Source organism: Streptomyces sp. MNU76, from assembly GCF_020982545.1.
In the GTDB taxonomy this organism is placed as follows: Bacteria; Actinomycetota; Actinomycetes; order Streptomycetales; family Streptomycetaceae; genus Streptomyces.
On the sequence record NZ_JAJKLK010000005.1, the window covers coordinates 256,813 to 282,679 of the forward strand.

The following is a 25,867-nucleotide window of genomic DNA, read 5'->3' on the forward strand; positions in this document are numbered from 1 at the left end:
GACATTGCCGCAGCCTGTGTCGCACTTTGTGTCGGTCTTGCAACACAGCGCGCCGGCGCCGGGGGCGCGCCCCCGCCCTCGGCGCCGGAAGGGGAGGTCAGGCCAGTCCCGCCTCCCTCATCTGCCGCAGTTCCTTCTTCATCTCGGAGACCTCGTCACGCAGCCGGGCGGCGATCTCGAACTGCAACTCGGCGGCGGCCGCGCGCATGCGCTCCGCCATGTCCTCGATCTGCTGGGCGAGCTCGGCCGCGGGACGGTCGGTCGGGACGGTCTCCTCGGCCCTGCTCCTGCCCTTGGCGGACTTGGCCACCTTGCCGCCCAGGGAGGGCACGGGTGCCTTGGCGGCCTTGCCGTCCTTGCCCTTGCGATAGCCCGAGCCGAGCAGCTGCTCGGTGTCGACGTCCTCGCGGGCGATCTGCGCGACGATGTCGTTGATCTTCTTGCGCAGCGGCTGCGGGTCGATCCCGTTGGCCTTGTTGTACGCGACCTGCTTCTCCCGGCGCCGGTTGGTCTCGTCGATGGCCTTCGCCATCGCCGGGGTGATCTTGTCGGCGTACATGTGGACCTGGCCCGACACATTGCGCGCCGCGCGGCCGATGGTCTGGATCAGCGAGGTCCCCGAGCGCAGGAAGCCCTCCTTGTCGGCGTCGAGGATCGCCACCAGGGAGACCTCGGGGAGGTCGAGGCCCTCGCGCAGGAGGTTGATGCCGACCAGCACGTCGTACTCACCCGCGCGCAGCTCGCGCAGCAGTTCGACGCGGCGCAGGGTGTCGACGTCGCTGTGGAGATAGCGGACCTGGATGCCCAGTTCCAGGAAGTAGTCGGTGAGGTCCTCGGCCATCTTCTTGGTGAGGGTGGTGACGAGGACGCGCTCGTCCTTCTCGGTGCGCTGCCGGATCTCGTGCACCAAGTCGTCGATCTGACCCTCGGTGGGCTTGACGACGACCTCGGGGTCGACCAGACCGGTGGGGCGGATGATCTGCTCGACGTGGCCGTCGGAGCGGGACAGCTCGTACTGGCCGGGGGTCGCCGAGAGGTACACCGTCTGGCCGACGCGCTCCTGGAACTCCTCCCATTTCAGGGGGCGGTTGTCCAGGGCGGAGGGCAGTCGGAAGCCGTGGTCGACGAGGGTGCGCTTGCGGGAGGCGTCGCCCTCGTACATCGCGCCGATCTGGGGGACGGTCACATGGGACTCGTCGATGACCAGGAGGAAGTCGTCCGGGAAGTAGTCCAGCAGGGTGTTCGGCGGGGAACCGGGTTCGCGGCCGTCGAAGTGCATCGAGTAGTTCTCCACGCCGGAGCAGGAGCCGATCTGGCGGAGCATCTCGATGTCGTAGGTGGTGCGCATCCGCAGGCGCTGGGCCTCCAGGAGCTTGCCCTGCTTCTCCAGCTCCGCCAGGCGCTCCCCCAGTTCCTTCTCGATGTCGTTGACGGCCCGCTCCATGCGCTCGGGGCCGGCGACGTAGTGGGAGGCGGGGAAGACGTACAGCTGCTGGTCGTCGCTGATGATCTCGCCGGTGAGGGGATGGAGGGTGGAGAGGGCCTCGATCTCGTCGCCGAACATCTCGATGCGGACGGCGAGCTCCTCGTAGACCGGGAAGATCTCGATGGTGTCGCCGCGGACGCGGAAGGTGCCGCGGGTGAACGCCAGGTCGTTGCGGGTGTACTGGATGTCCACGAAGCGGCGCAGCAGCGCGTCCCGGTCGAACTCCTCGCCGACCTTGAGGGGGACCATGCGGTCCACGTATTCCTGCGGTGTGCCGAGACCGTAGATGCACGAGACGGAGGCGACCACGACGACGTCGCGGCGGGTGAGCAGCGAATTGGTCGCGGAGTGACGCAGGCGTTCCACCTCCTCGTTGATGGAGGAGTCCTTCTCGATGTAGGTGTCCGACTGCGGGACGTATGCCTCGGGCTGGTAGTAGTCGTAGTACGAGACGAAGTATTCGACCGCGTTGTTCGGCAGCAGTTCGCGGAATTCGTTGGCCAGCTGGGCGGCCAGGGTCTTGTTCGGCGCCATCACCAGGGTCGGGCGCTGGAGCTTCTCGATCATCCACGCGGTGGTGGCGGACTTGCCGGTGCCTGTCGCGCCGAGCAGGACGACGTCCTTCTCACCTGCTCCGATACGCCGGGCGAGGTCGGCGATGGCCGTGGGCTGGTCGCCGCTCGGCTGGTAGGGGCTGACGACCTCGAAGGGCGCCACCGTGCGTTCGATCTTGGAAACGGGCCGCATGCAATCCACCGTACGACCCCGCACTGACAACAGGTCGCGATCAGCGATTCTGCGGTGTGCGGGCACGCCGCTCGCGGTGCTCCCGGGCGATGCGGGACTCGGGGTGCCGGCAGACGTGGGCGGTGGCCTGGGCGGGGATGCCGGGCCGGCGCTCGACGGGGTTCGCGTGGAACCTGCCCATGATCATGAACGGGTCGAACATCACGACGACTCCCGCGAGGAGCAGGAACACCAGCGGGCCGATCATCAGCGGGGCCAGCAGAGCGGCGGACGACGAACCGACGGCCGGGTCGGGGCCCGCGCCGCTGTGCAGATGGACGCTGAGGGCGGCCATGCCCGTGTAGTGCATGCCGCTGACGGCGACCCCCATGACGAGGCTGGCGCCCACGCTCCACAGGAAGCCGCGGACCTGCCCGGCGGCCCACAGGGCGGCGATCGCGGCCACCACGGCGATGACGACCGAGGCGGCCACGGTGACGGTGTTGTACTCGAAAGTGCCGTTGAGTCGCATGCCGGCCATGCCCAGGTAGTGCATCGAGGCGATGCCCAGACCGGTGATGGTGCCCCCGGTGAACAATGCGGCACCGCCGGCCCCCTGGGAGCCGACCATGAAGATCCCGATGCCGACCATCACGATCGCCACCGCGAGGCTCGCGAACGTGGTCAGCGGGTCGTAGTGGATCGGGGTCTGCAGGACCTTGAACCCCATCATCGCGACGAAGTGCATGGTCCAGATGCCGGAGCCGATGGCCGCCGAGCCCAGCGCGAGCCAGCCGATCCGCCAGCGGCCGTCCACGAGCATCGATCTGGTGGTGCAGCGCAGGCCGAGCGCGCCCCCGAGGCAGGCCATGAGATAGGCCACCACCGGTGTGACGAGTCCGTAGCTGAAGCCGTCGACCGTGCCCTGCATTCGCGGCTGCCCTTCCCGCCCTGTCGCGTCCCTGGAATTTTCGCAATGCCCCCCGCCCCGGCACCGCCACGACGGTCAGGGTCGTCGCAGAGAGTATGACCCCCACCGGAATGGTCGAACGATTTTCCGGCAAAGAAACACGGCCTTGCCCCACTTGTGCGGTGCCCGTGAGCGGACTTGGGCAACTCCATTCAATTCATGGCCATCCTGCGCACCTCTCCCGTTGACCCTCTGCTGTCACTCTTGAGCTGACCGTGATCGATCGACGCGAGGAGTACGCATGCACGTGCGCGCAGTTGCCGCCGCGACCACAGCGTTCTTGGGGGCCACCGTCCTCCTGCTCCCCACTTCCGCCGCTCACGCGGCCGCCGACGCCGGGAATCCGCTGGTCGTCGCGCATCGTGGAGCTTCCGCCTACGCGCCCGAGAACACCCTGGCCGCTGTCGACAAGGCCCACGAGATGGGCTTCGACTGGGTCGAGAACGACGTCCAGCGCACCAGTGACGGCAGGCTCGTCGTCCTCCACGACGCGACGCTGGCGCGGACGACCAACGTCGAGGAGCTTTATCCCGAGCGCGCCCCATGGAACGTGGCGGACTTCACCGCGGCGGAGATCGGGCGCCTGGACGCGGGCAGCTGGTTCGGCGCCGACTACGCGGACGCGCGCGTGCCCACGCTGGAGCAGTACATGCGGCGGGTGTCGCGCAACCATCAGAAGCTCGTCCTGGAGATCAAGAACCCGCAGCTCTACCCGGGGATCGAGCAGCAGACCCTGAAGGTGCTGAGCAACGAGGGCTGGCTCGGCCCGGCGCAGCTGGAGAAGCTGGTGATCCAGAGCTTCAGCGCCGACACCGTACGCCGGGTCCACGAGCTGGACCCGGCGGTGAAGACCGGTCTGCTCGGCACCCCGGACATCGCCGACCTCCCCGAGTACGCGACGTTCAGCGACCAGATCAACTCCTCGTACACGACCATCTCCGAGTCCTACGTGGCCACGATCCACGCGCTCGGAGGTCCGCACGGCAAGCCGTTGGAGATCCTCACCTGGACCGTGAACGACGCCACCAACGCCCGCCGGGTGGCCGACTACGGCGTGGACGGCATCATCACCAACAAGCCCGACGTGGTCAGGGAGGCCACACAGGGCTGATGCGGCGGTCCGCGGCCGGTGGTGAGCGCTGCGGGGCCGAGCGCTCACCACGGTCGTTGTCGGTGGCGGCCCGTACGGTGGTCCCATGAACAGCCATGCGCAGGACGAGCAGCGGGTGGTCTGGGCCGTCATCGGCTCGGACATCGGCCCGCTGCTGCTGGCCGCGACGGACGAGGGCCTCGTCAACGTCGTCTTCCACGCCACGGAGCCGGTGCGCGACCGGACCCTGGACCGGCTCGCCTCCCGCCTCGACACCACTCCCGTGGAGGCGCCCGACGCACCTCAGCTGGCCGAGGCCATACGTCAGTTCGAGGCTTACTTCGCGGGCGAACGGCACGACTTCGCGCTGCCGCTCGACTGGTCGCTGATATCGGGGTTCAACCGCCAGGTGCTGCGCGAACTGGCGTCGGGCGTGCCCTACGGCTCGGTCGTGGGGTATGGCGATCTCGCGCGGCGCGTGGGACAGCCCGGCGCGGCCCAGGCCGTCGGCGTGGCGATGGGGTCGAATCCGCTGCCCGTGGTGGTGCCGTGCCACCGGGTGGTGGAGAGCGACGGCGGCATCGGCGGGTTCGGCGGCGGACTGGAGACCAAGCGGAGACTGCTGGCGCTGGAAGGGGTGCTTCCGCAGCCGTTGTTCTGAACGGGTTGCCGGAAACCGCGACGGCCGCCGGGCGGTGCGCTACTCGTAGTGCCGCGCCTCGAAGACGTTGCCGTCCGGGTCCCGGAAGTAGAAGCTGCGCCGGGCGGGTCCGCGGGCGCCGAAGGAGTCGTGGGAGATCTCCGAGACGGGGACCTCCCGCTCCTCCAGTCGGCCGCGCAGTTCGTCGAGGGCGGGGCCGGGCATGGCGAGGCACACGTGGTTGACGGGATGTCCGGCACCGGCGGCGGCGCCCGGCACCATCCGCATCTTCGAGGCCATGGCCAGGGGCATGAGATCGATGATGGTCTCGTCGTTGACGCGGACGGAGGGGAAGGGTGCCTGTCCCGCCGCGTACTCGTCGACCCTCACGGGTTCGAGGCCCACGGCCTCCTCGTAGAACCCGGCCGCGGCGACCGGCTCCCGCACCCACAGGACGACGTGGTCGAGGCGTGTCGTGTTCTCCTTCATGCACCTCAGGCTGGTGTCCTGCACCACAGCGCGCAAGGGTTTGGCCGGGCGCGCCGTCCGCCAGGGATGAGGGAAGAACGTCCGACAGGAGGCAAGCGCGTGCTGATGGTGTCCGAAGAGGTACGGGAAGCGGTTGACGCGCGTCGACCCGTGGTGGCGCTGGAGTCGACGATCATCGCGCACGGGCTGCCCCGCCCCCGCAATCTGCAGGTGGCGCTGGAGCTGGAGGAGGTCGTACGGCAGGAGGGCGCCGTACCCGCGACGATCGCCGTACTGGACGGGCGGCCGCACATCGGCCTCGACAAGCAGCAGTTGGACCGGGTCGCGAACGAGGACGGCATCCGCAAGCTCGGGCACCGCGATCTGCCGTCGGCGGTGGCGGCGGGCGTGAGCGGGGCGACCACCGTGTCGGCGACCGCCCAGCTGGCGGCCCTCGCGGGCGTACGGGTGTTCGCGACGGGTGGGCTCGGCGGTGTGCACCGGGAGTGGACGGTGACTCAGGACGAGTCCGCCGACCTGGGGCTCCTCGCACGTACCCGGATCACGGTGGTGTGCGCGGGTGTGAAGTCGATCCTGGACGTGCCGGCGACCTTGCAGCGGCTGGAGACGCTCGGTGTCGCGGTCGCGGGGTACGGCACGGACCGCTTCCCCGGCTTCTATCTGTCCGACTCGGGCCATCCGGTGGAGTGGACGCTCGGGTCGCCGGGCGAGGTCGCGGACGTCATGCGGGCCCAGGACGCGCTCGGCGGCCCCGAGTCGGCACTGATCGTCGCCAACCCCGTGCCGGAGGAGAAGCAGCTCGATCCCGAGCTGCACGCGCGCGTGCTCGCGGAGGCTCTGACGGCGTGCGAGGCGGAGGGCGTCACGGGCCAGGCGGTCACGCCGTTCCTGCTGAGCTATCTCGTACGGCACACCGACGGCGCCTCCCTGAGCGCCAACCTCGCGGCGGTGCGCGGCAACGTACGGCTCGCGTCACGTATCGCGGCGGCCTGGGCCGGGGCGTGAGGTGAACCACCGGCGAGATGCGAACGGGCCCGGTGGTGCGGCGGGTGAGCCCGGTGGTGCTGCGGGTGGTGCGGTGCGCGGGGCCGGTGACGGGAGCGGCGCGCTGCTCGTCGTGGGGGACATCGTGACGGATGTCGTCGCCCGGCACCGCGGGCCGCTCACGGCGGGCACGGACACGGTCTCCGCGATCCGGACGCTGCCGGGCGGGGCGGGCGCCAACGTGGCCTGCTGGGCGGCTCATCGCGGCTGTGCGGACGTGCGGCTGCTCGGACGGGTGGGCACGGACGCGGCCGCGTGGCACGAGCGGGAACTGCGGGCCTCGGGGGTGCGACCCCATCTGGTGGTCGACCCTGAGGCGGCCACGGGGACGGTCATCTGCCTGGTGGACACGGGCGCCGCGGCCGAGCGCACGTTTCTCACCGACAGCGGTGCCGCGCTGCGGCTGGACCCGGACGACTGGTCGCCGTCCCTGCTCGACGGGGTCGCGCGGCTGCATCTGTCGGGCTATCTGTTCTTCGCCGAGCCGAGTCGCGCACTGGCCTCCACGGCCCTTGCGTCGGCACGCACGCGTGGAGTGCCGGTGAGCGTGGATCCCGCGTCGACGGGGTTCCTCACACGGCTCGGCGTGGACCGTTTCCTCACACTCGTCGAGGGGATCGATGTGCTGCTGCCCAGCCGCGACGAGGCCCATCTGCTGACCGGGCTGCCCGATCCGGCCGACGCGGCGGCCAAGTTGAGCCGTCTCGTCCCCCTGGTGGTGGCCAAGCAGGGGGCGGACGGTGCCCTCGTCGCGCGCGGGGGCGTCGTCGTGTCACGGATCCCGGCGGCACCCGCCACGCCCCGCGACACCACCGGCGCGGGCGACGCGTTCACGGGCGCCTTCCTGGCGGCGCTGCTCGCGGGCGCGGACGCCGAGGGGGCGGCGGCCGAGGGGTGCGGTGCGGGTGCGCTGGCGGTGGAGAAGGTGGGCGGGAGACCGCCGGGGACCGATCTGGCCGGCTGACCGGGTGAACGGGCGGTTATGCCTTTCGGCCCCAGGCCGAGATCAGGGGTGGGGCGGCGATGTCCAGCGCGCCGGAGGCGACGGCCGACAGATGACGGTCGATCTCCTCCGGCGTGGCGAGGTTCGCCGTGACGAGCGCTTCGCGGAGCCGGTCCACGGTGGTCGACTCCAGGGCGGCACAGGCCGGTGCGGCCACGGGGAAGTACGCGTCGGCTCCCACACCGCGCAGGCCGGCGGTCCGCAGCAGGCGGGGAAGCCTGCGACCGTGCGCCGGGTCGATCCCGCGTTCGGCCAGCAGTTCACGCACCGCCTGGCGAAGCCGGTTGGCCAACTGGTGCTCGGGGCCGGACTCCTCCAGGCAGGCCAGGGGTTGGAGGGCGGCGTCGCTGTCCTCGATCAGGAGCCGGCCACCCGCACGCAGCGCCTTGACCATCGACGACAACGCCCGCTCCTGGTCGGGTACGTGGGCCAGGGCGAGCCGGGCGTGCACCAGGTCGAAGCCGTCCCCCGGGGGATCGTCGACGCCCACGTGATGGACGAGTGCCTCGACCGGCGGGCGGGTGACCGAGGGAACGGCCCAGGAGATGTCGGTGTCCGTCGCGATGACCTTGCCCGTCGGCCCGACCTTCTTGGCCAGCCAGGAGACGACCGAGGCGCCGCCCGCGCCGACCGCCCAACAGCGCCAGCCGGACCCCAGACCGAAGGCCTCCATGTGCCGGAACGTGGTGGGGTCGAAGAGCGTGGCGAAGGCGTCGGGGCCCTGCCCCGTCTCGGTCCGCCGCTGGTCCAGGAGATACCCGTCGGTTCGCATCATGCACCGATCCTCCCATTTGACCGACTTGCCCTATGCGGCGACGCTCCCGCATCCGTGCGGCAGTCCCCGCCGCGACCGGCCGGAAGCAACCGGATCGAGACGGCCGGATCGGAACGGCCCCACCGCCCGGGACGTCTACAAGTGAAGCGGAGCGCTCCGTTCCCACAGCCTTACCCGGCACTCGTTCGGCCCTGGCAAACTGGCGCCACAAGGCACGGAGTGCGGTGCGAGGAGATCCACGCAAGGAGAGACCAGATGTCCATGGCAGGGAATCTGCGGAAGGTCACCGGTCTCGACAGGGTTGTCGGCCTGCGCACGATGGCACGGCTGGCCCGGCGACGTCCCCGCGTCGACCTGAGCCATCCGGCCCGCTCCCCGCTGGGCACCTCGGTGGTGAACTGCGTGACCTACCACAAGGGTGTCCGATCCCCCGCGGTCCGCGATGTCGTCGAGGCGCTCAAGCAGGTCCGCCGGCACGACCACGGCTTCGTCTGGCTGGGGCTGCACGAGCCGACGCAGCGAGAGTTCGCGGGCATCGCCGAGCTCTTCGGCCTGCACCCGCTGGCGGTGGAGGACGCGATCGAGGCCCACCAGCGGCCGAAACTGGAGCGCTACGACGACACCCTGTTCGCGGTGTTCAAGACGGTCTGCTACATCGAGCACACCGAACTGACCGCGACCAGCGAGGTGGTGCACACCGGCGAGATCATGGTCTTCGTCGGCGCCGACTTCGTGATCACCGTCCGCCACGGGCGGCACGGCTCACTCGGTCCGCTGCGGGAGGAACTGGAGGCGAACCCTGAGCAGTTGGCCAAGGGACCGGCCGCAGTGCTGCACGCGATCGCGGACCATGTGGTCGACGACTATCTGAGCGTCACTGATTCCGTCCAGACGGACATCGACCAGGTCGAGACCGATGTCTTCGCCGCGAACGGCGCCCGTGTGGACCCCGGCCGCATCTACCAGCTCAAGCGCGAACTGCTCGAACTGAAGCGGGCGGTGGCCCCGCTCGCCCGCCCGCTCCTGGAGCTCACCTCACGACCGATCCGGGTGGTCGACCCGGAGATACAGGCCTACTTCCGCGACGTCTCCGACCACTTGCTGCGGGCCACCGACCAGATCGCCGCGTTCGACGACCTGCTGAACTCGATTCTGCAGGCGCATCTCGCGCAGGTCAGCGTCGCGCAGAACGAGGACATGCGGAGGATCACGGCATGGGCCGCGCTGATCGCCGTGCCGACCATGGTGTGCGGGGTCTACGGCATGAACTTCCAGTACATGCCGGAGCTGCACTGGAAGTTCGGCTACCCCCTGGTCCTGGGAGTCATAGCCGCCGCCTGCACCACCCTCTACCGGGGCTTCAAGCGCAACGGATGGCTGTGACTCCCGGAGCGGGCAGGTGATCGAGCGGCCGGGCGACACACCCGACGCCGACGGTCAGTGCGTCGCGCTCTTGGCGTAGACGCTCTCGACCCAGGAGGCGATCTGGTCGTCCGACAGGTGATGGGCGAGGTCGGCTTCGCTGATCATGCCGACGAGACGCTTGTTCTCGATCACCGGAAGTCGGCGGATCTGGTGCCCCTTCATCTCCTGGAGCACCTCGCTGACATCGGCGCCCGCGTCGATCCAACGCGGTGTGCCCTTGGCCATCTCGCCGGCCGTGATCGTCGACGGGTCGTGGCCCAGGGCGACACAGCCGACGACGATGTCGCGGTCGGTGAGGATGCCGCAGAGCCGTTCGTTCTGGTCGCTGATGGGCAGTGCACCGACGTTCAGCTGACGCATCAGCTGGGCGGCGCGGTCGAGGGTCTCGTGGGCGGGGATCCACTGGGCGCCGCGGTGCATGATGTCTCCGGCGGTGGTCATGTAGTACCTCCCGTTGCCGGACGGCCGGCGCGGCGCAGGACGCACCGCTAGTCCCGGCGTCCTTCATTCTTGCCGCGACCGGGCCGAGGCGCATGCGGAGCGACGCGCGGCGCCCCCCACCGCGCGAGGGCGGGGTTCGGTCGACGCGGAGGACGGATCCCGCACCGGTCAGCCGTGCCAGGCAGGGTGGCGTGGGTCGTCGGCACGGACCAGGACATCCGCCGTGGCAGCCGGGTCGGTCTCGGTCTCGTAGCGCTCGAAGGCGGGGAGGGTCCAGTGCTCGCCCTCCGGGGTACGGCGGCGCAGGGCGCCCGGGGAGAGGAGGACATGGACGGTCAGGTCGAAGGGGAACCAGTGCTTCAGGAGGAGAGGGCCGTGTGTCAGCAGGATCGCGCCGGGCGGGAGAGTGGCGTAGGGGCTGCGGGTCGCGCGGTCGGTGGTGGGGTCCCAGAGGTCGGGCAGGACCCGCCCCGTGCCGCCCGGGTCGAGCGGGCCGAAGACCTCGCGCCACAGGGCGGCGGTGTCGAACCAGCCGTCGTAGTACGCGTCCACGTCCTCGTGGCCGTACTCGAACCGCAGCGACGCCGGCCTGAGGAAGCCCTCGGTCCCCACGACGAGCGAGGACCGGCCGCGTATGCGCAGCGCCTCGGAGACCAGGGCGGCGAGATCACCGGGGCGGGCCGCGGGGGCGCCGTCGAAGGCGATCCGCGGCCAGGGCGAGCCGTCGTCCGGCTTCAGGTCGAGGAAGCGGTCGGCGAGAAGGTCGGCGAGCCGCTCCCAGGTGATCGCTTCGAATCGCACACGGCCCATGATGCCGCGCGGCACGAACGGCGCCTGACCCGGTGGGCGATCCGGCCGGCGTTACGGCCGGGGGTCTGGCCGGGGGTCCGGCCGGGGGTCTGGTCGGAGGTCTGGTCGGAGGTCTGGTCGGAGGTCTGGTCGGGGGTCTGGTCGGGGGTCTGGTCGGCGGTCCCGTCGGAGGACCGCGTGACCATGCGGTCACCAGGGGGAATGAACCGCGTATGGCAGCGCTCGCTACTCCCCCGCCCCGTACCGGACTTGTCGTCGTGCAGGCACTCAGGAAGAAGCACTGCGCCGAGTGCCGGAGCGGTCCCGTGGCACTGCTGGTCCTGGACGAGGGAGCGCCGCGTTGCCTGGACTGCGCGGACCTCGGGCACCTGGTGTTCCTGCCCCGGGGCGACACCGCGCTCACCCGGAGGGCGCGGGAGGAGAGCGCGCTGTCGGCGGTGGTCGTACGGTTCAACCGGCGGCGCAGCCGGTACGAGCGGCAGGGCGTCCTGGTCGAGGAGGCGGGGCTCGCCCGGGCCGAGGAGCGGTGCCTGGCGGACGCGGAGGCGCGACGCCGCCGCCGGGTACGGGACGCGCGGCGCCGGGCGGCCGAGGACGTGCGCTTCACTGACGCGTTCGCCGCGGAGGTGCTGCGGCTGTTCCCCGACTGTCCCTCCGAGCGGGCCCGGGAAATCGCCTCCCATGCCTCGCTGCGGGGCAGCGGCCGCGTCGGGCGCAGCGCGGCGGGGCGCGCGCTCACGGAGTTCGCGGTGACCTCGGCGGTCATCGCGTCGGTACGCCATGTGGACACGCCGTACGACCACCTTCTGATGAGCGGCGTCCCCCGGTACGAGGCGCGCCGACGGATCACGGCCACGGTGGACGCGACGCTGCGGGGTGGCGGGGGGTGGGGTGAGGGAGGGGTGGGGCGGGGGAGGGGGCGGGACCCCCGGAGCCGTGCTCGGGAGGGGCGGGTCGGTCTCGCGCGTGGGCGGTGAGCGGCTCGGCCATGGGGCTGGGGGCTGTGCGGAGGTTCACTTGTGGGGAGGTCGGGCGGTGGGCAGGATTTTGATCGGGCGTGTTTCGGAAGTCCCTTCGTCGCCCGAAGGGCGGCTCTGCGGCGTCCGGTGCGTGCTCTCGGCGCGCCGGACGAAAGGCCTCGTACTGGGTGTACTTGGCCTTTCGTCCGGTGCGGCGGTGGGGGTACCTCCCGGTCGAGCGCCAGCCGAGACCGGGGGAGCGTGCCGGGCGACGCAGAGCAGAAGGGACTTCCGAAACACGCCCTAGTAGGGCTCCGTTACGTCTGTCTGTCGGTCCTGTTTGGGGGAACGCTGAAGGTGTGGACGCACATGAAGTGAACCGTGCTCGGGCGACGTTGGCGTTATTCGTCGCTGACGTGTTCGCGTCGGTGCCGCGCAAGGATCAGCGGGCGAAGGGCGACTGCTACCTGCGGGGATTGATGCTGGACGGACGGCGGAAGTCGATCCAGCCGATGGCGGAACGGCTGCCGGACGGCAACGAGCAGAACCTGCAGCAGTTCGTGAACCAGTCGACGTGGGATCCGGTGCCGGTGCGGCGGCGGATCGCCCAGCGGATGGTGCCGAGAATCGGCCCGGAGGCGTGGGCGGTCGATGACGTGTCGTTCCCCAAGGACGGGAAGATGTCGGTGGCGGTCGCGCGCCAGTACTGCGGGGCGCTGGGCAAGCGGGCCAACTGCCAGGTCGCGGTGAGTGTGCACGCGGTCTCCGACACCGCGTCCTGTCCGCTGCAGTGGCGGCTGTTCGTGCCCGAGGAGTGGGCGGACGATGCGGTGCGGCGGCAGAAGACCGGGATACCGCAGGAGGTCGGGCACCGGGAGAAGTGGCGTCTGGCCCTGGACATCCTCGACGAGCTGGCCGGGTGGGGTCTGGTGCCGCCGGTGGTGGTGGCCGACGCCGGCTACGGGCAGAACGCCGACTTCCGCGACGGTCTGAGCGAGCGGGGCATCGGCTATGTCGTGGCGGTCCGTTCGGACGTGACGGTCCACCCGCACGACGTGCGGCCCACCGCCCCGGCCTGGTCCGGGAACGGTCGCAGGCCGCAGCCCCGCTACCGGGACAAGCCGTCCTCGGTGGCAGCGCTGGCTCAGGAGCACGGACGGCAGGCGTTCACCGAGGTGACCTGGCGTGAAGGCTCCCGCGGGCCGATGCACTCACGCTTTCTGGCGCTGCGGGTGCGGGCCGGGGTGAGGGCCCGCCGTCTGGCCCAAGCCGCCGCCACTGCCGAGCACGGCCACTGGGACGGTGTCCTGCCCGAGGTGACGCTGCTGGTCGAATGGCCCCAGGACGCCGAAGCACCCACCGACTACTGGCTGTCCAACCTGCCCGCCGACACACCGATCACCGAACTGGTCCGCCTGTCCAAGATCCGCTGGCGCATCGAGCACGATTACCGGGAACTCAAGCACGGCCTCGGCCTGGACCACTTCGAGGGCCGCTCCTGGAACGGCTGGCACCACCACGTCACCCTGGTCACCGCCGCCCACGCCTTCCTCACCGAACAGCGCCTGTCCCCAAAAGCCGATACAGCGGACTCACCCTCTACCAGATCCTCGACGCCATCCAGGACCTGCTGAACTGCTGGACCGGCACCTGCACCACCTGCCACCGCCCGCTGCCCAGAACATCCACCACCAGCCAGAACCCAAGAGCCAGAGCAACCTAACGGAGCCCTACTAGGTGTGAGCGGACATGATCGATGGGCCGTACTTCGTGCTGACGGTGCTGGGCCTGCTCGGGACGGCGATCGTGGCGGGCGTGTTCTGCGGGTTCTCGACGTTCGTGATGAAGGGGCTGGCGTCGCTGCCGCCCGCGCAGGGCGTGGCAGCGATGCAGGCGATCAACGTAAGCGCTCTGACGCCGGCGTTCATGCTCGTGTTCGTGGGTACGGCGGTGCTGTGCGCCGTGCTGGCCGTCGTGACGTTCGTGCTGTGGCCGGACGGAGGCAGAGTCGAACTGCTGCTGGGCAGCGCGCTGTATCTGTTCGGCTGCTTCGGGGTCACGATGGTGGCGAATGTGCCGCGCAACGAGACACTCGCCAGGCTGGAGGCCCGCACGTCGGAGGCGGCGACGTACTGGCGCGACTATGTGAGCCGGTGGACGGCGTGGAACCACGTGCGGGCGGTCGCCGCGGCCGGCGCGGCGCTGTCGTACCTGCTGGCGCTCGCCTGAGGCGGGGGCGGCGGGCGCGTCGTATCGTGGCCCGTACGCGTACCTCTCCGTGAGGGAGACGGCCATGGCCGATCCCAAGGGTTTTCTGACCACACCACGTGAGGACTGGCCCCGTCGCCCCGTGGAGGAGCGGGTCCGGGACTGGGACGAGGTGTATGTTCCCGGGGCCCTGCTGCCGATCATCAGCAAGCAGGCGGACCGCTGCATGGACTGCGGGATCCCGTTCTGTCACGACGCCTGTCCGCTGGGGAACCTGATCCCCGAGTGGAACGATCTCGTGTCGCGGGAGGACTGGCGGGCCGCGAGCGACCGGCTGCATGCCACGAACAACTTCCCCGAGTTCACGGGACGGTTGTGTCCCGCGCCCTGTGAGGCGGGGTGTGTGCTGGCGATCAACCAGCCCGCGGTAACCATCAAGAATGTGGAGGTGGCCATCGCGGACCGGGCCTGGGAGGACGGCTTCACCCCGCCGCGTCCGCCCGACCGGCTGTCCGGGAAGACGGTGGCGGTGGTCGGCTCCGGGCCCACGGGGCTGGCGGCGGCGCAGCAGTTGACGCGGGCCGGGCACACGGTCGCGGTGTACGAGCGTGCCGACCGGATCGGGGGGCTGCTGCGGTACGGGATCCCGGCGTTCAAGATGGAGCGGCGTCATCTGGACCGGCGGTTGGAGCAGATGCGGGCGGAGGGCACGAAGTTCCGGACGTCGACCGCGGTGGGCGTGGACGTCGAGGCGACGGAGCTGCGGGCCCGGTACGACGCGGTGGTGATCGCGACGGGGGCCACGGCATGGCGGGAACTGGACGTGCCCGGCCGGGAGTTGGCCGGGGTTCACCAGGCGATGGAGTATCTGCCGTTGGCCGATCGGGTGTGCGAGGGGGATCTGGCGATGTCGCCGTTGTCGGCGGCCGGGAAGCATGTCGTGATCGTCGGGGGTGGCGACACGGGTGCGGACTGTCTGGGGACGGCGGTGCGGGAAGGCGCCGCGTCGGTGACCCAGTTGGACATCTATCCGCTGCCGGAGGCGGAGCGTGACGAGGACGTCGATCCGTGGCCGACGTATCCGAAGGTGTACCGGCTGTCGGCGGCGCACGAGGAGGCGCGTGACTTGCGGTCCGCGCCGGCGGCGGACGCGGACGCGCGGCTCTTCGCGGCGTCCACGCTCCGCTTCACCGGGGACGGGTCGGGGCGGGTGCGGGCGTTGCACCTGGTCGAGGTGGACGAGCGGCGGCAGGCCAGGCCGGGTACCGGGCGGACGCTGCCTGCGGATCTCGTCCTGCTCGCGCTCGGGTTCTCCGGTCCGGATCGTCATGACGGGCTCGTGGACCAGCTCGGGCTGGCCCTCGACCCGCGCGGCACGCTCACGCGCGGGCCGGACTTCGCGACGAACGTGCCCGGGGTGTACGCCGCCGGGGACGCGGCCCGTGGGCAGTCCCTGATCGTGTGGGCGATCGCCGAGGGGCGGGCCGTGGCCGCCGCGGTCGACCGTGGTCTGACCGGGGCGGACCGCCTGCCGGCACCGATCGGGCCGTACGACCGTCCGATGACGGTGTAGCCGTGGGCGGGTGCCCGAAGCCGGAGGCCGAAGGGTTTGAGGGTTTGAGGGTTTGAGGGTTTGAGGGCTTGAGGGCTTGAGGGCTTGAGGGCTTGAGGGCTAACGGTTGTCCGTGCCGGCTTGTTTGGCGGTGGCGAGGGCGATGCGGTTCCACGTGTTGATGGTGAGGATCAGGGCGAGGACGTGGGCCAGTTCGGTGTCGTCGAAGTGGGCGGCGGCTTCGGCGTAGACGGCGTCGGGGACACCGCCGTCGGCGACGAGGGTGACCGCTTCGGTGAGGGCGAGCGCGGCCTGTTCGCGGGCGGTGAAGAAGTGCCGGGCCTCGCGCCAGACCGGGATCATGTGCAGCCGGTCCTCGCTCTCGCCGGCCTTGCGGGCGTCGTTGGTGTGCATGTGCAGGCAGTAGGCGCAGTGGTTGAGGTGGGAGGCGCGAATCTGGATCAGTTCGACCAGGGCCGGGTCGACGCCCTCGCGGGCCGCCGCGTCGAAGCCGATGAGGGCGCGGAAGGCGTTCCTGGCCGACTTCGCGAAGTCGAGCCGGGGCGCGGCGCCCGCCGTCACGTCCGTCGCCGTCACGTCCGTCGCCGTCGTGTTCTTCACCGTCGTGTTCTTCGCCGTCGTGTTCGTCGTGTTCGTCGTCATGACCATGAATCTATGGGGTGGAAAGACCTGTCGTAGGGTGCATTTCCATGGTGGATTCGTGGGTCAATTCGGCGGAGCTGTTCGGGGCCGATCTGCATCTCGAACTGTCCGGCGGGGGTGGCCGGCGGGCGGCGTTGATCCGGGCGTTGCGGGAGGTGGTGCGCGATGGTCGGCTGGCGCCCGGGACCCGGCTGCCGCCGTACCGCTCGCTCGCGGCGGACCTGGGGGTCGCCCGCAACACGGTCGCCGACGCGTACGCGGAACTGGTCGCGGAGGGCTGGCTGACCGCTCGACAGGGGTCGGGGACGCGGGTCGCGCAGCGGGTGGAACCCCTGGGCGCCCCACGCGTGCCCCGGAAGGCGCCTCGCGCGCGTGGGCCGCTGCACGATCTGCGGCAGGGCACGCCGGACGCGTCGGCGTTCCCGCGGGTGGCCTGGGCGGCCTCGTACCGCAGGGCGTTGACGCGGGCGCCCAACGAGGCGTTCGGGCCGGGTGATCCGGCGGGTCGGGTCGAGCTGCGGGAGGCGCTCGCCGAGTATCTGGCACGCTCGCGGGGCGTGCGGACCGAGCCCTCGCGCATCGTGGTCTGCTCCGGTTTCGCGCACGCGTTGCGGCTGTTGTTCCACGGCCGGGTGCTGCGGGGGCCGCTGGCGGTGGAGTCGTACGGGCTGGGCTTCCACCGCGAGTTGCTGGCGGCGGCGTCCGTACGGACCGTTCCGCTGCCGCTCGACGAGGACGGTGCCCGGGTGGACGGGCTGGACCGGGAGAGGGCGGTGCTGCTCACGCCCGCGCACCAGTTCCCCACCGGCGGGCCGCTGCACCCCGAGCGGCGGGCCGCCGTCGTGGACTGGGCACGCGCGCGTGGCGGGGTGGTTCTGGAGGACGACTACGACGGGGAGTTCCGCTACGACCGCAAGCCCGTCGGGGCCGTACAGGGCCTGGATCCCGACCGGGTCGTTTTCATCGGCTCGGTCAGCAAGAGTCTGTCGCCCGCGCTGCGGCTGGGGTGGATGGTCCTGCCGGAGCGGTTCGTGGACGCCGTGGTGGACGCCAAGGGAGAGCGGGAGGCGTGGGCGAGCGTTCCGGACCAACTGGCGCTGGCGGACTTCGTGGTGTCCGGGGCGTACGACCGGCATGTGCGGCGTATGCGGCAGCGGTACCGGGGGCGTCGGGACCGGCTGGTGGCGGCCCTGGCCGCGCACGCGCCGCACATCGAGGTCACCGGGATCGCCGCCGGGCTGCACGCGGTGCTGCGGTTGCCGCCTGGTACCGAGCGGTCCGTGGTGAAGGCGGCGGCCTGGCGGGGTGTCGCCCTGGACGGACTGGCCGGGTTCCGGCATCCCGAGGCGCAGGGGGGTGCCCCGGACGGGCTGGTGGTGGGGTACGCGACGCCGCCGGAGCACGCGTACGGGGCGGCGGTGGAGGCGTTGTGCGGGGTGCCGCCGGGTTGAGCGGCAGCCGGGCGAGCGGCAGCCCGGCTGAGCAGTCGCCCGGCTGCGCGGCCGACCGTACGGCGCGGCAGGCCGGCGGGCGGTGCGTCGGTCGGTCGGTCGGGCGGGCGCGGGTGTGGGTCGGTGGGTCGCCGGCCGAAGGGTTCCCGGTCGACAGGAAAAGCAGGGCGGTGGGACCATTGAGGTCAGGAGGTACGTCACCGCTGTCGCCGCGCGGGCACCCCACAATCCGGTGGTGGCCTGCCCCCATCCTTCGTTCCGTCGTCAGGCGTAGGGCCCCTCCTTCGCGTCCCCCCTGTTGACGGCCGGTCCGGGAGGGTGCTCGATGACGGCGCTCGACGAACGTCACGGAGATCACGGAGCAGGTGCGCACGGCGGGGCGTCGCCCCGGAGCGGCGGCACTCTCGGTTCTCGCGTCGTCCCCCTGGGCCGGCCGACCGCCTCGCTGCCTCTGCTCACCGGATCGAAAGCGGCCCACCTCGCGCGGGCGGCCCGCGCCGGGTTGCCGGTGCTGCCCGGCTTCGTGATCCCCTGCGCCCCTCCGGATCCGGGAGACCTGTGGGACCCCGACGATCTACGGGACCTGTCGCGCGCCTGGGCCGAGTTGTCCCGGCACGGGGCGCGGTCCCTGGTCGTGCGGTCCTCCTCGCCGCAGGAGGACACGGAGGAGTCCTCGTTGGCGGGACGGTTCGACTCGGTGCTCGATGTGCGGGGGTGGGAGGAGTTCCGGGCGGCGGTGCGCACGGTGCTGGGCTCGGCCCGGGGGCCCGACGGTGACAGTGCTCCGATGGCCGTGCTCGTCCAGCCGATGCTCAGGGCCCGGGTCGGGGGTGTGCTGTTCGGCGCGGACCCCGTGGCCGGGCGGACCGATCGGATGCTGGTGAGCGCGGTGCGGGGCGGGCCCGACACGTTGGTGAGCGGGGAGCAGCCCGGGACGAGTCACTGGGTGAGCCGGTGGGGGCGGCTGCTGCGGACGGAGTCGTCCGACGGCGGGGCGCTGCTCACCGGCGGTGAACTGCGTCGTCTGGCGCGGCTGGCCCGGCGGGCCGCCCGGGTGTTCGGCGGGCCCCAGGACATCGAGTTCGCGCTCGACGAGGACGGACGGCTGTGGTTGCTCCAGAGCCGTCCGATCACGGCGATGGTGCCCCGTCCGCCGCGTGGCGCCCGGCTGCTCGGTCCCGGGCCGGTGGCGGAGAGCCTGCCGGGGCGGTTGGAGCCGCTGGAGGAGGATCTGTGGGTGGCGCCGATGGCCCGGGGGCTCGCCATCGCGCTCGGGCTCGGCGGGAGCGCGTCGCGCCGGCGGTTGCGGTCGGCGCCGGTGGTCGTGGCGGTCGGTGGCCGGGTCGCGGCGGACCTGCGGCTGCTGGGTGCCGTCCCGCCGAGGCATCCCCGGCTGGCGTGGCTCAACCCGGCGCCGGGGGCCCGGCGGCTGGGTGCCGCCTGGCGGGTGGGGCGGCTGACCTCGACGCTGCCGGGTCTGGCGACGGACCTGGTGGCCGACGTCGACCGGCGGCTGGTCGAGACCCCGCCGACCGGAGACCTGTCGACCGTCGAGTTGATCTCGACCCTGCGCTGGACGCGCTCCGTCCTGGTCTCGCTCCACGCTCAGGAGGCCCTGGCGGGCGCCCTCCTCCCCGAGCCCCGCGTCACGGCCGCGGGGGCCGCTCTCGCGACGCTCACCGAGTCGAGGTACCGGGACCGGAGCCTGCCGGACCACCAGGTGGTGGCCGCCGAGCCCGTGGTCCTCGCCCTGACGGCTCCGAGCCTGTGGGGCGACCTGCGACTGCCCCACCGGAGCCCGTCCACCGCAACGGCGCCTCCCCCTACCGCCTCGGTCACCCCCGCCCCGCGCCTCTCCCTCGAAGCCGCCTCGGCGTCCGCCTCCTCGCCTCCCTCCGCACTCCCTCCCCGCCCCCAGCCCCAGGCGACACCGCGGCCCCCTTCCGTCCTCACGGCGCGCGGGCCCCGTCTCCCCGGGCGCCCTGCCGCCGCGCGAGTCCCTGCGGCTGCGGGTCCGCTGGGTGCAGGAATTGCAGGTCAGACTGGTGCGGGAGGGAGCGCGCCGGTTGCTTGTCCGGGGTGTGCTGGGTGAGGCGCGGCGGGGGGGGCTGATGCGGTGGAAGGAGTTCGTGACCGCGCTGGAGACCGGTGAGCTGCCGGAGGACTTCGCGGAACGGCTGCCCCGGGCCGCGTCCGCTCCGCTCCCGGACCGGTTCCGGCTCGCGGAGGGCGGTGTGGTCGTCGCCGACCGAGCCACCGAGCCGTCCGGCGCGGGAGACGGGAACGGCGGCCGGGGTGTGTCCGGCGGCCGGGGCATGGGAACGGTGTGGGACGGAGAGGGGAGCGGGCCGCCGGACGCCGTGCTGGTGGTCCGGACGCTTGATCCGGCGCTGGCCCCGCTGCTGCCGCGCGTCACGGGGCTGGTGGCGCAGACGGGCAGCCCGTTGTCCCATCTGGCGGTGCTGGCACGGGAGTTCGGCGTGCCGGCCGTGGTGGGCGTCGACGACGCGGTGTGCCGTTTCCCGCCGGGGACCCGGGTGACGGTCGACGGGGGCACCGGCGACGTACGGGCGGAGGGTTCGTGATGCGGCGCCTCGCCTACCTCTTCGGGGGCGCGGCGGCGGTCGGCGCGGGCGTCTACTTCGTCGTCTACCTCTACCGGTGGCAGTGGCAGCGAGCCATCCTCAGCGGGGTGCTCCTCCTGATCGTCGGGGTGCTGTTGCTGGGCCTCGTGCTGCTGGGGCGGCTGGCGCGGATCGAGGAGCGGATCAGGGAGAGCGACCGTCGGCAGCAGGACGCGCTGGCCCGGCTGCGGCAGACGCACAGCGGTGAGCGCGGTGACCGGTTCCGTTGGCTGGATGATCCGGCGAGTCGGACGTATGTCTTCGTGCCCGTGCTGTTGATCACCGGTGTGGTGCTGTCGGGGATCGCGTGGCTGGTGCATCGGATCGCGTCGGTCACGGCCCGGCCGACGGCGGAGCGGCACCTGGCCGGGCAGCTGGCGGTGCTCACGGCGCCCGATCCGGCGCCGGACGCCGATCTGGAGGACACGACTCCGCCCGGGGACGGCCGGGGGCGGGCGGCGCGGCTGATCACCGTGGGTGTCGGCGTCGCCCTGCTGGTCTCGCTGGTGGTCGGGCTCGCCGACCTCACGCAGACCAGGAAGGAGGAGCGGAACGGGGCAGAGGCGACGTCCGTGCTGGTCCGGGTGGACATGCGGGGCGTTCCCCCGAGCGCCGAGCGGCAGGCCATGGCCGCGTCACAGGCCTGGGAGCGCTGCCGGAACTCCACGTCGGTGCCGCTGCGGCGGACCACGCTGGGCGAACTCGGCGACGGGATGTTCGCGGCAGTCGTCCGTCCTTCCCTGACCGATCACGACCGGCTGCGGCTGCGCGGCTGCCTGGAGGACTCCGACGTGGATCGCGCGCACCTCACCGTGGTGGGCATCGGCGACGCGGACCAGCCGTGACCCTGGAGATCAACAGATAGGACAAGCTCCCCCCAAACACCCCAAAGTAAGTGAGGTGGCACACAAGCAGACAGAACGCTTATGTCGGGCAGGCTACGATGCCGGACAGACCCCCGTCCCCAACCCCTGGGTCATCCATGCCTGTCTCTGTCGCACCTCCGCCCGTACGCCCGGATCTCTCCGCCCCCTCCGCCCGTCCCCGCTCACTGCGCCGCAGGGTGGTGCGTGTGCTGATCGGTGTGCTGCTCGGCTACCTCGCCGTCTGGGCCACGGGCTCCCTGGGCGTCCTGGCGATGACGTACGTGGCGCGGGAGACCACCTCGGTGCCCGAGGGGACGCGTTCGGTGAAGGGGATCCACAACTTCCAGCCCGTAGGCACGGACGGCGAGCTGTGGCGCGGGGCAGCCCCCTCCCCCGCCGGGTACCGGGCGCTCGCCGATCTCGGCTTCACCACGGTCGTCGACCTGCGCGCGGAGAAGCTGAGCGCCGCCCAGCTCGCCCTGCCGCGCGAGGCGGGCCTCGACGTCGTACGGGTGCCGATGCGTGACGGGCAGACCCCGACGCCCGAGCAGGTACGGCGTCTGCTCGACACGGTCTCCGAGAGCTCCGGGCCGGTGTTCGTGCACTGCGGCGCCGGGGTCGGCCGTACGGGGACGATGGCCGCGGCCTATCTCGTGAAGACCGGGCAGGAGGACTCGCCGGGCGCGGTCTGGCGCAACCTGTCGGTCGGGCCGCCGTCGATCGAGCAGATCTCCTACGGACTGATGCTGGAGCGGGAGCGCGACACGGCGCAGCCGCCGCTGCCGGTGGTCGCGGTGAGCCGCCTCGTCGACGCGCCGCGCCGGATCTGGTCGTACGTGTAGGCGATCGCAGCAAGGCGTAGAAGTGCGCGGCGCGGGCCGAGAGGCCCGCGCCGCGCGGTCGTGCACCGGTTCCCTACGCCGGTCTACGGCTTGCGGGCCACCGCCCCGTACCCCGGGATGACCCCGTCGTCCTGGCCGGGGACGGGTTCGCCGAGTTCGGGGTGCCAGTGGTGGGGCACCCCGACGCCGGGGTCGACCAGTTCGAGGCCGTCGAAGAAGCGGGCGAACTCCTCGCGGGAGCGCAGCGCCAGGGTGACACCGGCGGCCTTGAGCTTCTCCATGGCCGCCTTCGACTCCTCCGGGGTGAAGTCGGCGGTGGCGTGGGTGACGACCAGATAGCTGCCGGAGGGCAGTTCGGCCATCAACCGCTGAACCAGGGCGTGCGCGCCGTCCTCGTCGGAGACGAAGTGCAGCAGCGCGATCAGCGAGAGCGCCACGGGCCGGCCGAAGTCGAGGACCTTCTTGGCGCCCTCGACGACGGCGTGCGGGTCGCGCACGTCGGCCTGCAGATACTCGGTGCGCCCCTCCGGCGTACCACGCAGCAGGGCCCCCGCGTGGGCCAGCACGATGGGGTCGTTGTCGCAGTAGACGACGGCGGCGTCGGGGGCGACCCGCTGGGCGATCTGGTGCAGGTTCGGCTCGGTCGGGACACCGGTGCCGATGTCGAGGAACTGGCGGACGCCGTGCTCGGCCAGCCAGCGGGTGGAGCGGTGCATGAAGGCACGGTTGACCTGTGCCATCACCGGCACGCGAGGGTCGAGGGCCAGCATCTGCCGGCCCATCGCCTCGTCGACGGGGTAGTTGTCCTTTCCGCCGAGGTACCAGTCGTACATCCGGGCGGGATGGGGTCTGCTCGTGTCGATCTCGACGGGGGGACGCCCGTTCATGACGAACTCCATGAGGTTCCGCGGCAGTAAGTGATCAATTCAGGGCCAACATAGGGGGATCGGCTGAGCAACAGAGAGGGCGCAACAGGCCTCAGGAGAGCAGGAAGTCGGCCACCCCCGCCTTGGCGCCCTGGATGAAGGCGTTCATCTCGTCCGGCGTGTAGATCAGCGCCGGTCCGTCGGGGTCGGTGGACTGCCGTACGGCGATCCGGCCGTCGGCGAGCTTCATGACCTCCAGGCAGTTCCCTCCGTTGCCTCCGCTCCAGGGCTTGTGCCAGCCCTCGCTGCCCAGCTCCCGGGCGGGCATACCGTTGTAGACGCGGTTGTGCGACTGCGTGCGTGTGCGCGTCTGCGACTGCGACTTGATGAATTCCATTCGGTGTCTTCAGAGCTCCTCGCGGAGGTCCCGGAGGACCTCCTTCGTGCGTTGTGCCGTGGCAGCCTGCGCCGCCATGCGGTCCATGACCTCGAGGTGGGTCGCCACCTCGGAGCGGTCGTCCAGGTAGACGGCGCCGGTCAGGTACTCGCTGTAGACCATGTCCGGAAGCTCCGGCATGGCGAAACGGAACAGGACGAACGGCCCGTACGTGCCGGGGTGCGGTCCTGTGTCGAACGTGGCGACCTGCACCGTCACATGCGGCAGCTCCATCGCCTCCAGCAGCCGGTCGATCTGGGCGCGCATGACCGCCGGGCCGCCGACGGGGCGGCGCAGGGCGGTCTCGTCCATCACGAACCACAGCCGGGGCGCACCCTCACGGGTGAGCAGTTCCTGGCGTCGCATGCGCAGGTCGACATGGCGCTCGATGTCCGCGGGCTTGGTCTGGCCGATGGCGCCCGAGGTCATGACGGAACGGGCGTAGTCCTCGGTCTGCAGGAGGCCGGGGACGAAGTGCGGGTCGTAGCCGCGGATCAGGGAGGCCGCGCCCTCCAGGCTGACGTACATGGAGAACCAGCCCGGCAGGATGTCGTGGTAGCGCTGCCACCAGCCGGGTTTGTTGGCCTCCTCGGCGAGTTGGACGAAGGTCTCGGCCTCCTCGTCACCGACCCCGTACGCCTTGAGCAGGAGCTGCAGGTAGGGGATCTTGAGGGCGACCTCGGCGGTCTCCATGCGGCGGATCGTGGCGGCGGTGACGTGCAGGACGCGTGCGGCGTCCTCGCGTCTGATGCCCGCGCGCTCACGCAGGTCCAACAGACGCCGACCGAGCACGACCTGCCCGACCGTCGGCGCGGACCGCGGCTCGCTCATCTCGCCTCTCTTCCTGTGACCCTGCGCTGACCTGCGTCGATGTTCGGCCCATCCCGGTGCCGACAGCCTTGCGGCGCCGTTCGGAGACCTCGCGCGTCGCACCCGCGCGTGTACACATACGAACACTGTGCGTACATACGAACGTTGTGCGAGGGATTTCCAACTGGCGCCGCTACACGTGCTGTTGCGTGCAGTGTGCCACGACCGTTCAGAGAGTCACACGGCACTCTGCAATTTTCAGAGTGACACTTGCCAACCTGTTCACGGCGGGGCGATAGTGGCAAGCGTGATTCCGCCCCCTGCGCCGTTAGGAACAGACGCCGCCGGTGACCGTGTCGGTCCCGGTCCGGCCGCCGGGGCGCGCCCCGAGACAATCGCCGAGCGCCGGTTCCGATTCGAGCTGGCCGCGCACCCGGGTGCCGTGGCCCAGGCCCGGCGTGTGACCCGTGACCAGCTCACCGGCTGGGCCCTCTGCGAGGACACCTGCGACACCGCCGCCCTCGTCGTGTCCGAACTGGTGACCAACGCGATCGTGCACACCGCGAGCGCCCAGATCGTCTGCGAGCTGTCCGACAGCGACGAGCTGGTGCGGATAGCGGTACGGGACGAGGGCTGTGCGCCCGGCGAGCCGCACCCCTCGCCGCAGCGGCCCGAGGAGGAACACGGCAGGGGTCTGCTCCTCATAGAGTCCCTCTGCCGCTCATGGGGTGCCCAGCCGGTCGGTCCGGGGCTCCTGGTCTGGGCGGACGTGCCGCGCGGGCTGCTCGCCCCCCTCGCGCCGGAGGCCACACCAGAGCCGGTCGTGGACATCACCCCGGTCGCGGGCAGGGGCCCGGACACGGCGGCCCGGTCCGATCTGGGCTGGGGTGCGAAGAAGCCGCCGGCCGAGGACCGGCCCGGTGAGGCGGAGTCCATCCGCGTCAAGGGCGTCGAGGGCCACCGCGGCGGTGCCGAGGCCGGGTACCGCACGGGTTTCGAATGTCGTACGGAAATCGGAGTCCGGCCCCAGGCCGGACGGCGGACGGGGGCCGAATGGGTGTGAGCGCGTCGATCGGTCCCGCTCGGCCCCCCGGTGGGGGCAGAGTGGCTCGCGTGGTGAGCCTCGACACCCTGACCAGACTGCGCCGCGCCCAGCGTTCCGCCGCGCCGGCCCGCCCCATCCCCCTGCCCGAGGGCATGACCGCGCCCATGGGATGCGACGCGGTCGCCGTCCCGGCCCGCTTCGGTCCGATGGTCCTGCCCCGGCTGCCCCGCGTGGGCTGCGTCTACGCCGACCGCGCCCACTGGTGGTGGATCGTGCCGGCCGACTCCGACTACGCGCTGGAGTGGCCGTCGCCCGTGCGCTACACCACCGGGGCGCTGGTCTCCGACGGTGCGGCCGCTCCCGGGCTGATCCTCAGGCCCGAGGGGACGATTCCCTATACGCCGCCGATACCGTTGTACTTGGCGCTGTGCCGGGTGACGGGGACCACGCCCACGTGGTCCCGCATGACCGCGTAGGGCTCCGCCTGGGTGGGCCGCGTTCCTGGTAGGGGCTGCGCCCCTGTGCGCGGTCGGTTCGGGTGGGATCGGGCTCGTGTGCGGCTGTCCGGCTGTGGGGGCTGGTCGCGCAGTTCCCCGCGCCCCCTGACGGGCCTACGGCCCTTCAGGGGGCGTCCGAAGGGGCACCC

General features: G+C 71.4%; 26 protein-coding genes. 16 read left to right on the forward strand and 10 right to left on the reverse strand.

Annotation, left to right across the window (positions count from 1 at the left end; genetic code table 11):
* Positions 1-97: 97 nt before the first annotated feature.
* Entirely contained in the window at positions 98-2,233 is a 2,136-nt protein-coding gene (gene uvrB / locus E4N62_RS14510) for an excinuclease ABC subunit UvrB (RefSeq protein ID WP_230214597.1), read from the reverse strand.
* A 40-nt stretch (positions 2,234-2,273) separates the two neighbouring features.
* Positions 2,274-3,143, reverse strand: coding sequence for an MHYT domain-containing protein (locus E4N62_RS14515; RefSeq protein WP_230214600.1), 870 nt, complete (start codon positions 3,141-3,143; stop codon positions 2,274-2,276).
* Positions 3,144-3,423: 280 nt separating this feature from the next.
* Here E4N62_RS14515 and E4N62_RS14520 point away from each other — a divergent pair, with 280 nt between their 5' ends.
* Positions 3,424-4,293 (forward strand): glycerophosphodiester phosphodiesterase family protein, encoded by an 870-nt coding sequence (locus E4N62_RS14520; RefSeq protein WP_230214604.1) that lies wholly within the window; start codon positions 3,424-3,426, stop codon positions 4,291-4,293.
* A gap of 85 nt (positions 4,294-4,378) precedes the next feature.
* Positions 4,379-4,933, forward strand: a complete 555-nt coding sequence (locus tag E4N62_RS14525; protein WP_230214607.1) for a methylated-DNA--[protein]-cysteine S-methyltransferase — start codon at positions 4,379-4,381, stop codon at positions 4,931-4,933.
* Between the two features lie 39 nt (positions 4,934-4,972).
* On the opposite strand, the gene E4N62_RS14530 is transcribed toward E4N62_RS14525, so the two are convergent.
* Complete coding sequence (locus E4N62_RS14530; RefSeq protein WP_230214610.1) at positions 4,973-5,401, reverse strand: VOC family protein; 429 nt, start codon at positions 5,399-5,401, stop codon at positions 4,973-4,975.
* A gap of 105 nt (positions 5,402-5,506) precedes the next feature.
* On the opposite strand from E4N62_RS14530, the gene E4N62_RS14535 reads away from it, so the two are divergent.
* Positions 5,507-6,406 carry a pseudouridine-5'-phosphate glycosidase gene (locus E4N62_RS14535; protein WP_230214869.1) on the forward strand — a complete coding sequence of 300 codons (900 nt, stop codon included), beginning with the start codon at positions 5,507-5,509 and terminating at the stop codon, positions 6,404-6,406.
* A gap of 73 nt (positions 6,407-6,479) precedes the next feature.
* A complete protein-coding gene (locus tag E4N62_RS14540; protein ID WP_230214613.1) occupies positions 6,480-7,409 on the forward strand; it encodes a PfkB family carbohydrate kinase in 930 nt (309 codons plus the stop codon).
* A gap of 16 nt (positions 7,410-7,425) precedes the next feature.
* On the opposite strand, the gene E4N62_RS14545 is transcribed toward E4N62_RS14540, so the two are convergent.
* Positions 7,426-8,223, reverse strand: coding sequence for a methyltransferase domain-containing protein (locus E4N62_RS14545; RefSeq protein WP_230214616.1), 798 nt, complete (start codon positions 8,221-8,223; stop codon positions 7,426-7,428).
* A gap of 255 nt (positions 8,224-8,478) precedes the next feature.
* Here E4N62_RS14545 and corA point away from each other — a divergent pair, with 255 nt between their 5' ends.
* Positions 8,479-9,606: a magnesium/cobalt transporter CorA gene (gene corA, locus E4N62_RS14550; RefSeq protein WP_230214618.1), complete on the forward strand. Its 1,128-nt coding sequence runs from the start codon at positions 8,479-8,481 to the stop codon at positions 9,604-9,606.
* Positions 9,607-9,660: 54 nt separating this feature from the next.
* On the opposite strand, the gene E4N62_RS14555 is transcribed toward corA, so the two are convergent.
* Together E4N62_RS14555 and E4N62_RS14560 are read right to left on the reverse strand one after the other, a co-directional pair.
* A complete protein-coding gene (locus E4N62_RS14555; RefSeq protein ID WP_184895436.1) occupies positions 9,661-10,089 on the reverse strand; it encodes a CBS domain-containing protein in 429 nt (142 codons plus the stop codon).
* A 168-nt stretch (positions 10,090-10,257) separates the two neighbouring features.
* Positions 10,258-10,899, reverse strand: coding sequence for a uridine kinase (locus tag E4N62_RS14560; RefSeq protein ID WP_230214621.1), 642 nt, complete (start codon positions 10,897-10,899; stop codon positions 10,258-10,260).
* Positions 10,900-11,111: 212 nt separating this feature from the next.
* Here E4N62_RS14560 and E4N62_RS14565 point away from each other — a divergent pair, with 212 nt between their 5' ends.
* From E4N62_RS14565 to E4N62_RS14580, 4 genes are all read left to right on the forward strand, one after another.
* Entirely contained in the window at positions 11,112-11,876 is a 765-nt protein-coding gene (locus E4N62_RS14565; RefSeq protein WP_230214623.1) for a DUF2293 domain-containing protein, read from the forward strand.
* A gap of 341 nt (positions 11,877-12,217) precedes the next feature.
* On the forward strand, positions 12,218-13,492 hold the full coding sequence (locus E4N62_RS14570; protein WP_230214625.1) for an IS701 family transposase: 1,275 nt from the start codon (positions 12,218-12,220) through the stop codon (positions 13,490-13,492).
* Positions 13,493-13,607: 115 nt separating this feature from the next.
* Entirely contained in the window at positions 13,608-14,087 is a 480-nt protein-coding gene (locus E4N62_RS14575) for a DUF1772 domain-containing protein (protein WP_230214627.1), read from the forward strand.
* A gap of 64 nt (positions 14,088-14,151) precedes the next feature.
* Positions 14,152-15,639, forward strand: a complete 1,488-nt coding sequence (locus tag E4N62_RS14580) for a glutamate synthase subunit beta (protein ID WP_230214629.1) — start codon at positions 14,152-14,154, stop codon at positions 15,637-15,639.
* A 99-nt stretch (positions 15,640-15,738) separates the two neighbouring features.
* Here E4N62_RS14580 and E4N62_RS14585 read toward each other — a convergent pair whose 3' ends face one another.
* Positions 15,739-16,281: a carboxymuconolactone decarboxylase family protein gene (locus E4N62_RS14585; protein ID WP_374116987.1), complete on the reverse strand. Its 543-nt coding sequence runs from the start codon at positions 16,279-16,281 to the stop codon at positions 15,739-15,741.
* Between the two features lie 47 nt (positions 16,282-16,328).
* On the opposite strand from E4N62_RS14585, the gene E4N62_RS14590 reads away from it, so the two are divergent.
* The 5 genes from E4N62_RS14590 to E4N62_RS14610 all read left to right on the forward strand — a co-directional run bounded on the left by E4N62_RS14590 (position 16,329) and on the right by E4N62_RS14610 (position 22,064).
* Complete coding sequence (locus tag E4N62_RS14590) at positions 16,329-17,732, forward strand: PLP-dependent aminotransferase family protein (RefSeq protein WP_230214639.1); 1,404 nt, start codon at positions 16,329-16,331, stop codon at positions 17,730-17,732.
* Between the two features lie 325 nt (positions 17,733-18,057).
* Positions 18,058-19,824 (forward strand): PEP/pyruvate-binding domain-containing protein, encoded by a 1,767-nt coding sequence (locus tag E4N62_RS14595; RefSeq protein WP_230214642.1) that lies wholly within the window; start codon positions 18,058-18,060, stop codon positions 19,822-19,824.
* A gap of 37 nt (positions 19,825-19,861) precedes the next feature.
* Positions 19,862-20,317, forward strand: coding sequence for a PEP-utilizing enzyme (locus E4N62_RS14600; protein WP_230214645.1), 456 nt, complete (start codon positions 19,862-19,864; stop codon positions 20,315-20,317).
* Positions 20,317-21,201 carry a hypothetical protein gene (locus tag E4N62_RS14605; protein ID WP_230214871.1) on the forward strand — a complete coding sequence of 295 codons (885 nt, stop codon included), beginning with the start codon at positions 20,317-20,319 and terminating at the stop codon, positions 21,199-21,201. The genes E4N62_RS14600 and E4N62_RS14605 overlap by 1 nt, the downstream gene beginning before the upstream one ends.
* Before the next feature lie 137 nt (positions 21,202-21,338).
* Positions 21,339-22,064, forward strand: coding sequence for a dual specificity protein phosphatase family protein (locus E4N62_RS14610; protein ID WP_230214648.1), 726 nt, complete (start codon positions 21,339-21,341; stop codon positions 22,062-22,064).
* 83 nt (positions 22,065-22,147) lie between these two features.
* Here the strand turns inward: E4N62_RS14610 and E4N62_RS14615 are convergent, their stop codons facing one another.
* The 3 genes from E4N62_RS14615 to E4N62_RS14625 all read right to left on the reverse strand — a co-directional run bounded on the left by E4N62_RS14615 (position 22,148) and on the right by E4N62_RS14625 (position 24,197).
* The gene (locus tag E4N62_RS14615) at positions 22,148-22,963 is read right to left on the reverse strand and encodes an SAM-dependent methyltransferase (protein ID WP_230214651.1); all 816 of its coding nucleotides are present in this window, start codon (positions 22,961-22,963) and stop codon (positions 22,148-22,150) included.
* A 79-nt stretch (positions 22,964-23,042) separates the two neighbouring features.
* The gene (locus E4N62_RS14620) at positions 23,043-23,327 is read right to left on the reverse strand and encodes a DUF397 domain-containing protein (protein WP_230214654.1); all 285 of its coding nucleotides are present in this window, start codon (positions 23,325-23,327) and stop codon (positions 23,043-23,045) included.
* 9 nt (positions 23,328-23,336) lie between these two features.
* Complete coding sequence (locus tag E4N62_RS14625; RefSeq protein ID WP_230214655.1) at positions 23,337-24,197, reverse strand: helix-turn-helix transcriptional regulator; 861 nt, start codon at positions 24,195-24,197, stop codon at positions 23,337-23,339.
* Between the two features lie 286 nt (positions 24,198-24,483).
* Between E4N62_RS14625 and E4N62_RS14630 the strand changes: the two genes are divergently transcribed.
* Both E4N62_RS14630 and E4N62_RS14635 read left to right on the forward strand, forming a co-directional pair.
* Positions 24,484-25,239: an ATP-binding protein gene (locus tag E4N62_RS14630; RefSeq protein ID WP_374116988.1), complete on the forward strand. Its 756-nt coding sequence runs from the start codon at positions 24,484-24,486 to the stop codon at positions 25,237-25,239.
* Entirely contained in the window at positions 25,230-25,697 is a 468-nt protein-coding gene (locus E4N62_RS14635) for a hypothetical protein (protein ID WP_230214668.1), read from the forward strand. The genes E4N62_RS14630 and E4N62_RS14635 overlap by 10 nt, the downstream gene beginning before the upstream one ends.
* The last annotated feature ends 170 nt before the right edge of the window (positions 25,698-25,867 follow it).

Excerpts from the sequence above, each read along its gene's own strand:
- E4N62_RS14525 (WP_230214607.1), top strand. The coding sequence starts at position 4,379 with ATGAACAGCCATGCGCAGGACGAGCAGCGGGTGGTCTGGGCCGTCATC.
- E4N62_RS14555 (WP_184895436.1), bottom strand. The coding sequence starts at position 10,089 with ATGACCACCGCCGGAGACATCATGCACCGCGGCGCCCAGTGGATCCCC.
- E4N62_RS14580 (WP_230214629.1), top strand. The coding sequence starts at position 14,152 with ATGGCCGATCCCAAGGGTTTTCTGACCACACCACGTGAGGACTGGCCC.
- E4N62_RS14625 (WP_230214655.1), bottom strand. The coding sequence starts at position 24,197 with ATGAGCGAGCCGCGGTCCGCGCCGACGGTCGGGCAGGTCGTGCTCGGT.
- E4N62_RS14515 (WP_230214600.1), bottom strand. The coding sequence starts at position 3,143 with ATGCAGGGCACGGTCGACGGCTTCAGCTACGGACTCGTCACACCGGTG.
- E4N62_RS14530 (WP_230214610.1), bottom strand. The coding sequence starts at position 5,401 with ATGAAGGAGAACACGACACGCCTCGACCACGTCGTCCTGTGGGTGCGG.
- E4N62_RS14590 (WP_230214639.1), top strand. The coding sequence starts at position 16,329 with ATGGTGGATTCGTGGGTCAATTCGGCGGAGCTGTTCGGGGCCGATCTG.
- E4N62_RS14635 (WP_230214668.1), top strand. The coding sequence starts at position 25,230 with ATGGGTGTGAGCGCGTCGATCGGTCCCGCTCGGCCCCCCGGTGGGGGC.
- E4N62_RS14585 (WP_374116987.1), bottom strand. The coding sequence starts at position 16,281 with ATGACGACGAACACGACGAACACGACGGCGAAGAACACGACGGTGAAG.
- E4N62_RS14605 (WP_230214871.1), top strand. The coding sequence starts at position 20,317 with ATGCGGCGCCTCGCCTACCTCTTCGGGGGCGCGGCGGCGGTCGGCGCG.
- E4N62_RS14560 (WP_230214621.1), bottom strand. The coding sequence starts at position 10,899 with ATGGGCCGTGTGCGATTCGAAGCGATCACCTGGGAGCGGCTCGCCGAC.
- E4N62_RS14610 (WP_230214648.1), top strand. The coding sequence starts at position 21,339 with ATGCCTGTCTCTGTCGCACCTCCGCCCGTACGCCCGGATCTCTCCGCC.
- E4N62_RS14545 (WP_230214616.1), bottom strand. The coding sequence starts at position 8,223 with ATGATGCGAACCGACGGGTATCTCCTGGACCAGCGGCGGACCGAGACG.
- E4N62_RS14575 (WP_230214627.1), top strand. The coding sequence starts at position 13,608 with ATGATCGATGGGCCGTACTTCGTGCTGACGGTGCTGGGCCTGCTCGGG.
- E4N62_RS14595 (WP_230214642.1), top strand. The coding sequence starts at position 18,058 with ATGACGGCGCTCGACGAACGTCACGGAGATCACGGAGCAGGTGCGCAC.
- E4N62_RS14615 (WP_230214651.1), bottom strand. The coding sequence starts at position 22,963 with ATGGAGTTCGTCATGAACGGGCGTCCCCCCGTCGAGATCGACACGAGC.
- E4N62_RS14620 (WP_230214654.1), bottom strand. The coding sequence starts at position 23,327 with ATGGAATTCATCAAGTCGCAGTCGCAGACGCGCACACGCACGCAGTCG.
- uvrB (WP_230214597.1), bottom strand. The coding sequence starts at position 2,233 with ATGCGGCCCGTTTCCAAGATCGAACGCACGGTGGCGCCCTTCGAGGTC.
- E4N62_RS14535 (WP_230214869.1), top strand. The coding sequence starts at position 5,507 with ATGGTGTCCGAAGAGGTACGGGAAGCGGTTGACGCGCGTCGACCCGTG.
- E4N62_RS14565 (WP_230214623.1), top strand. The coding sequence starts at position 11,112 with ATGGCAGCGCTCGCTACTCCCCCGCCCCGTACCGGACTTGTCGTCGTG.
- corA (WP_230214618.1), top strand. The coding sequence starts at position 8,479 with ATGTCCATGGCAGGGAATCTGCGGAAGGTCACCGGTCTCGACAGGGTT.
- E4N62_RS14520 (WP_230214604.1), top strand. The coding sequence starts at position 3,424 with ATGCACGTGCGCGCAGTTGCCGCCGCGACCACAGCGTTCTTGGGGGCC.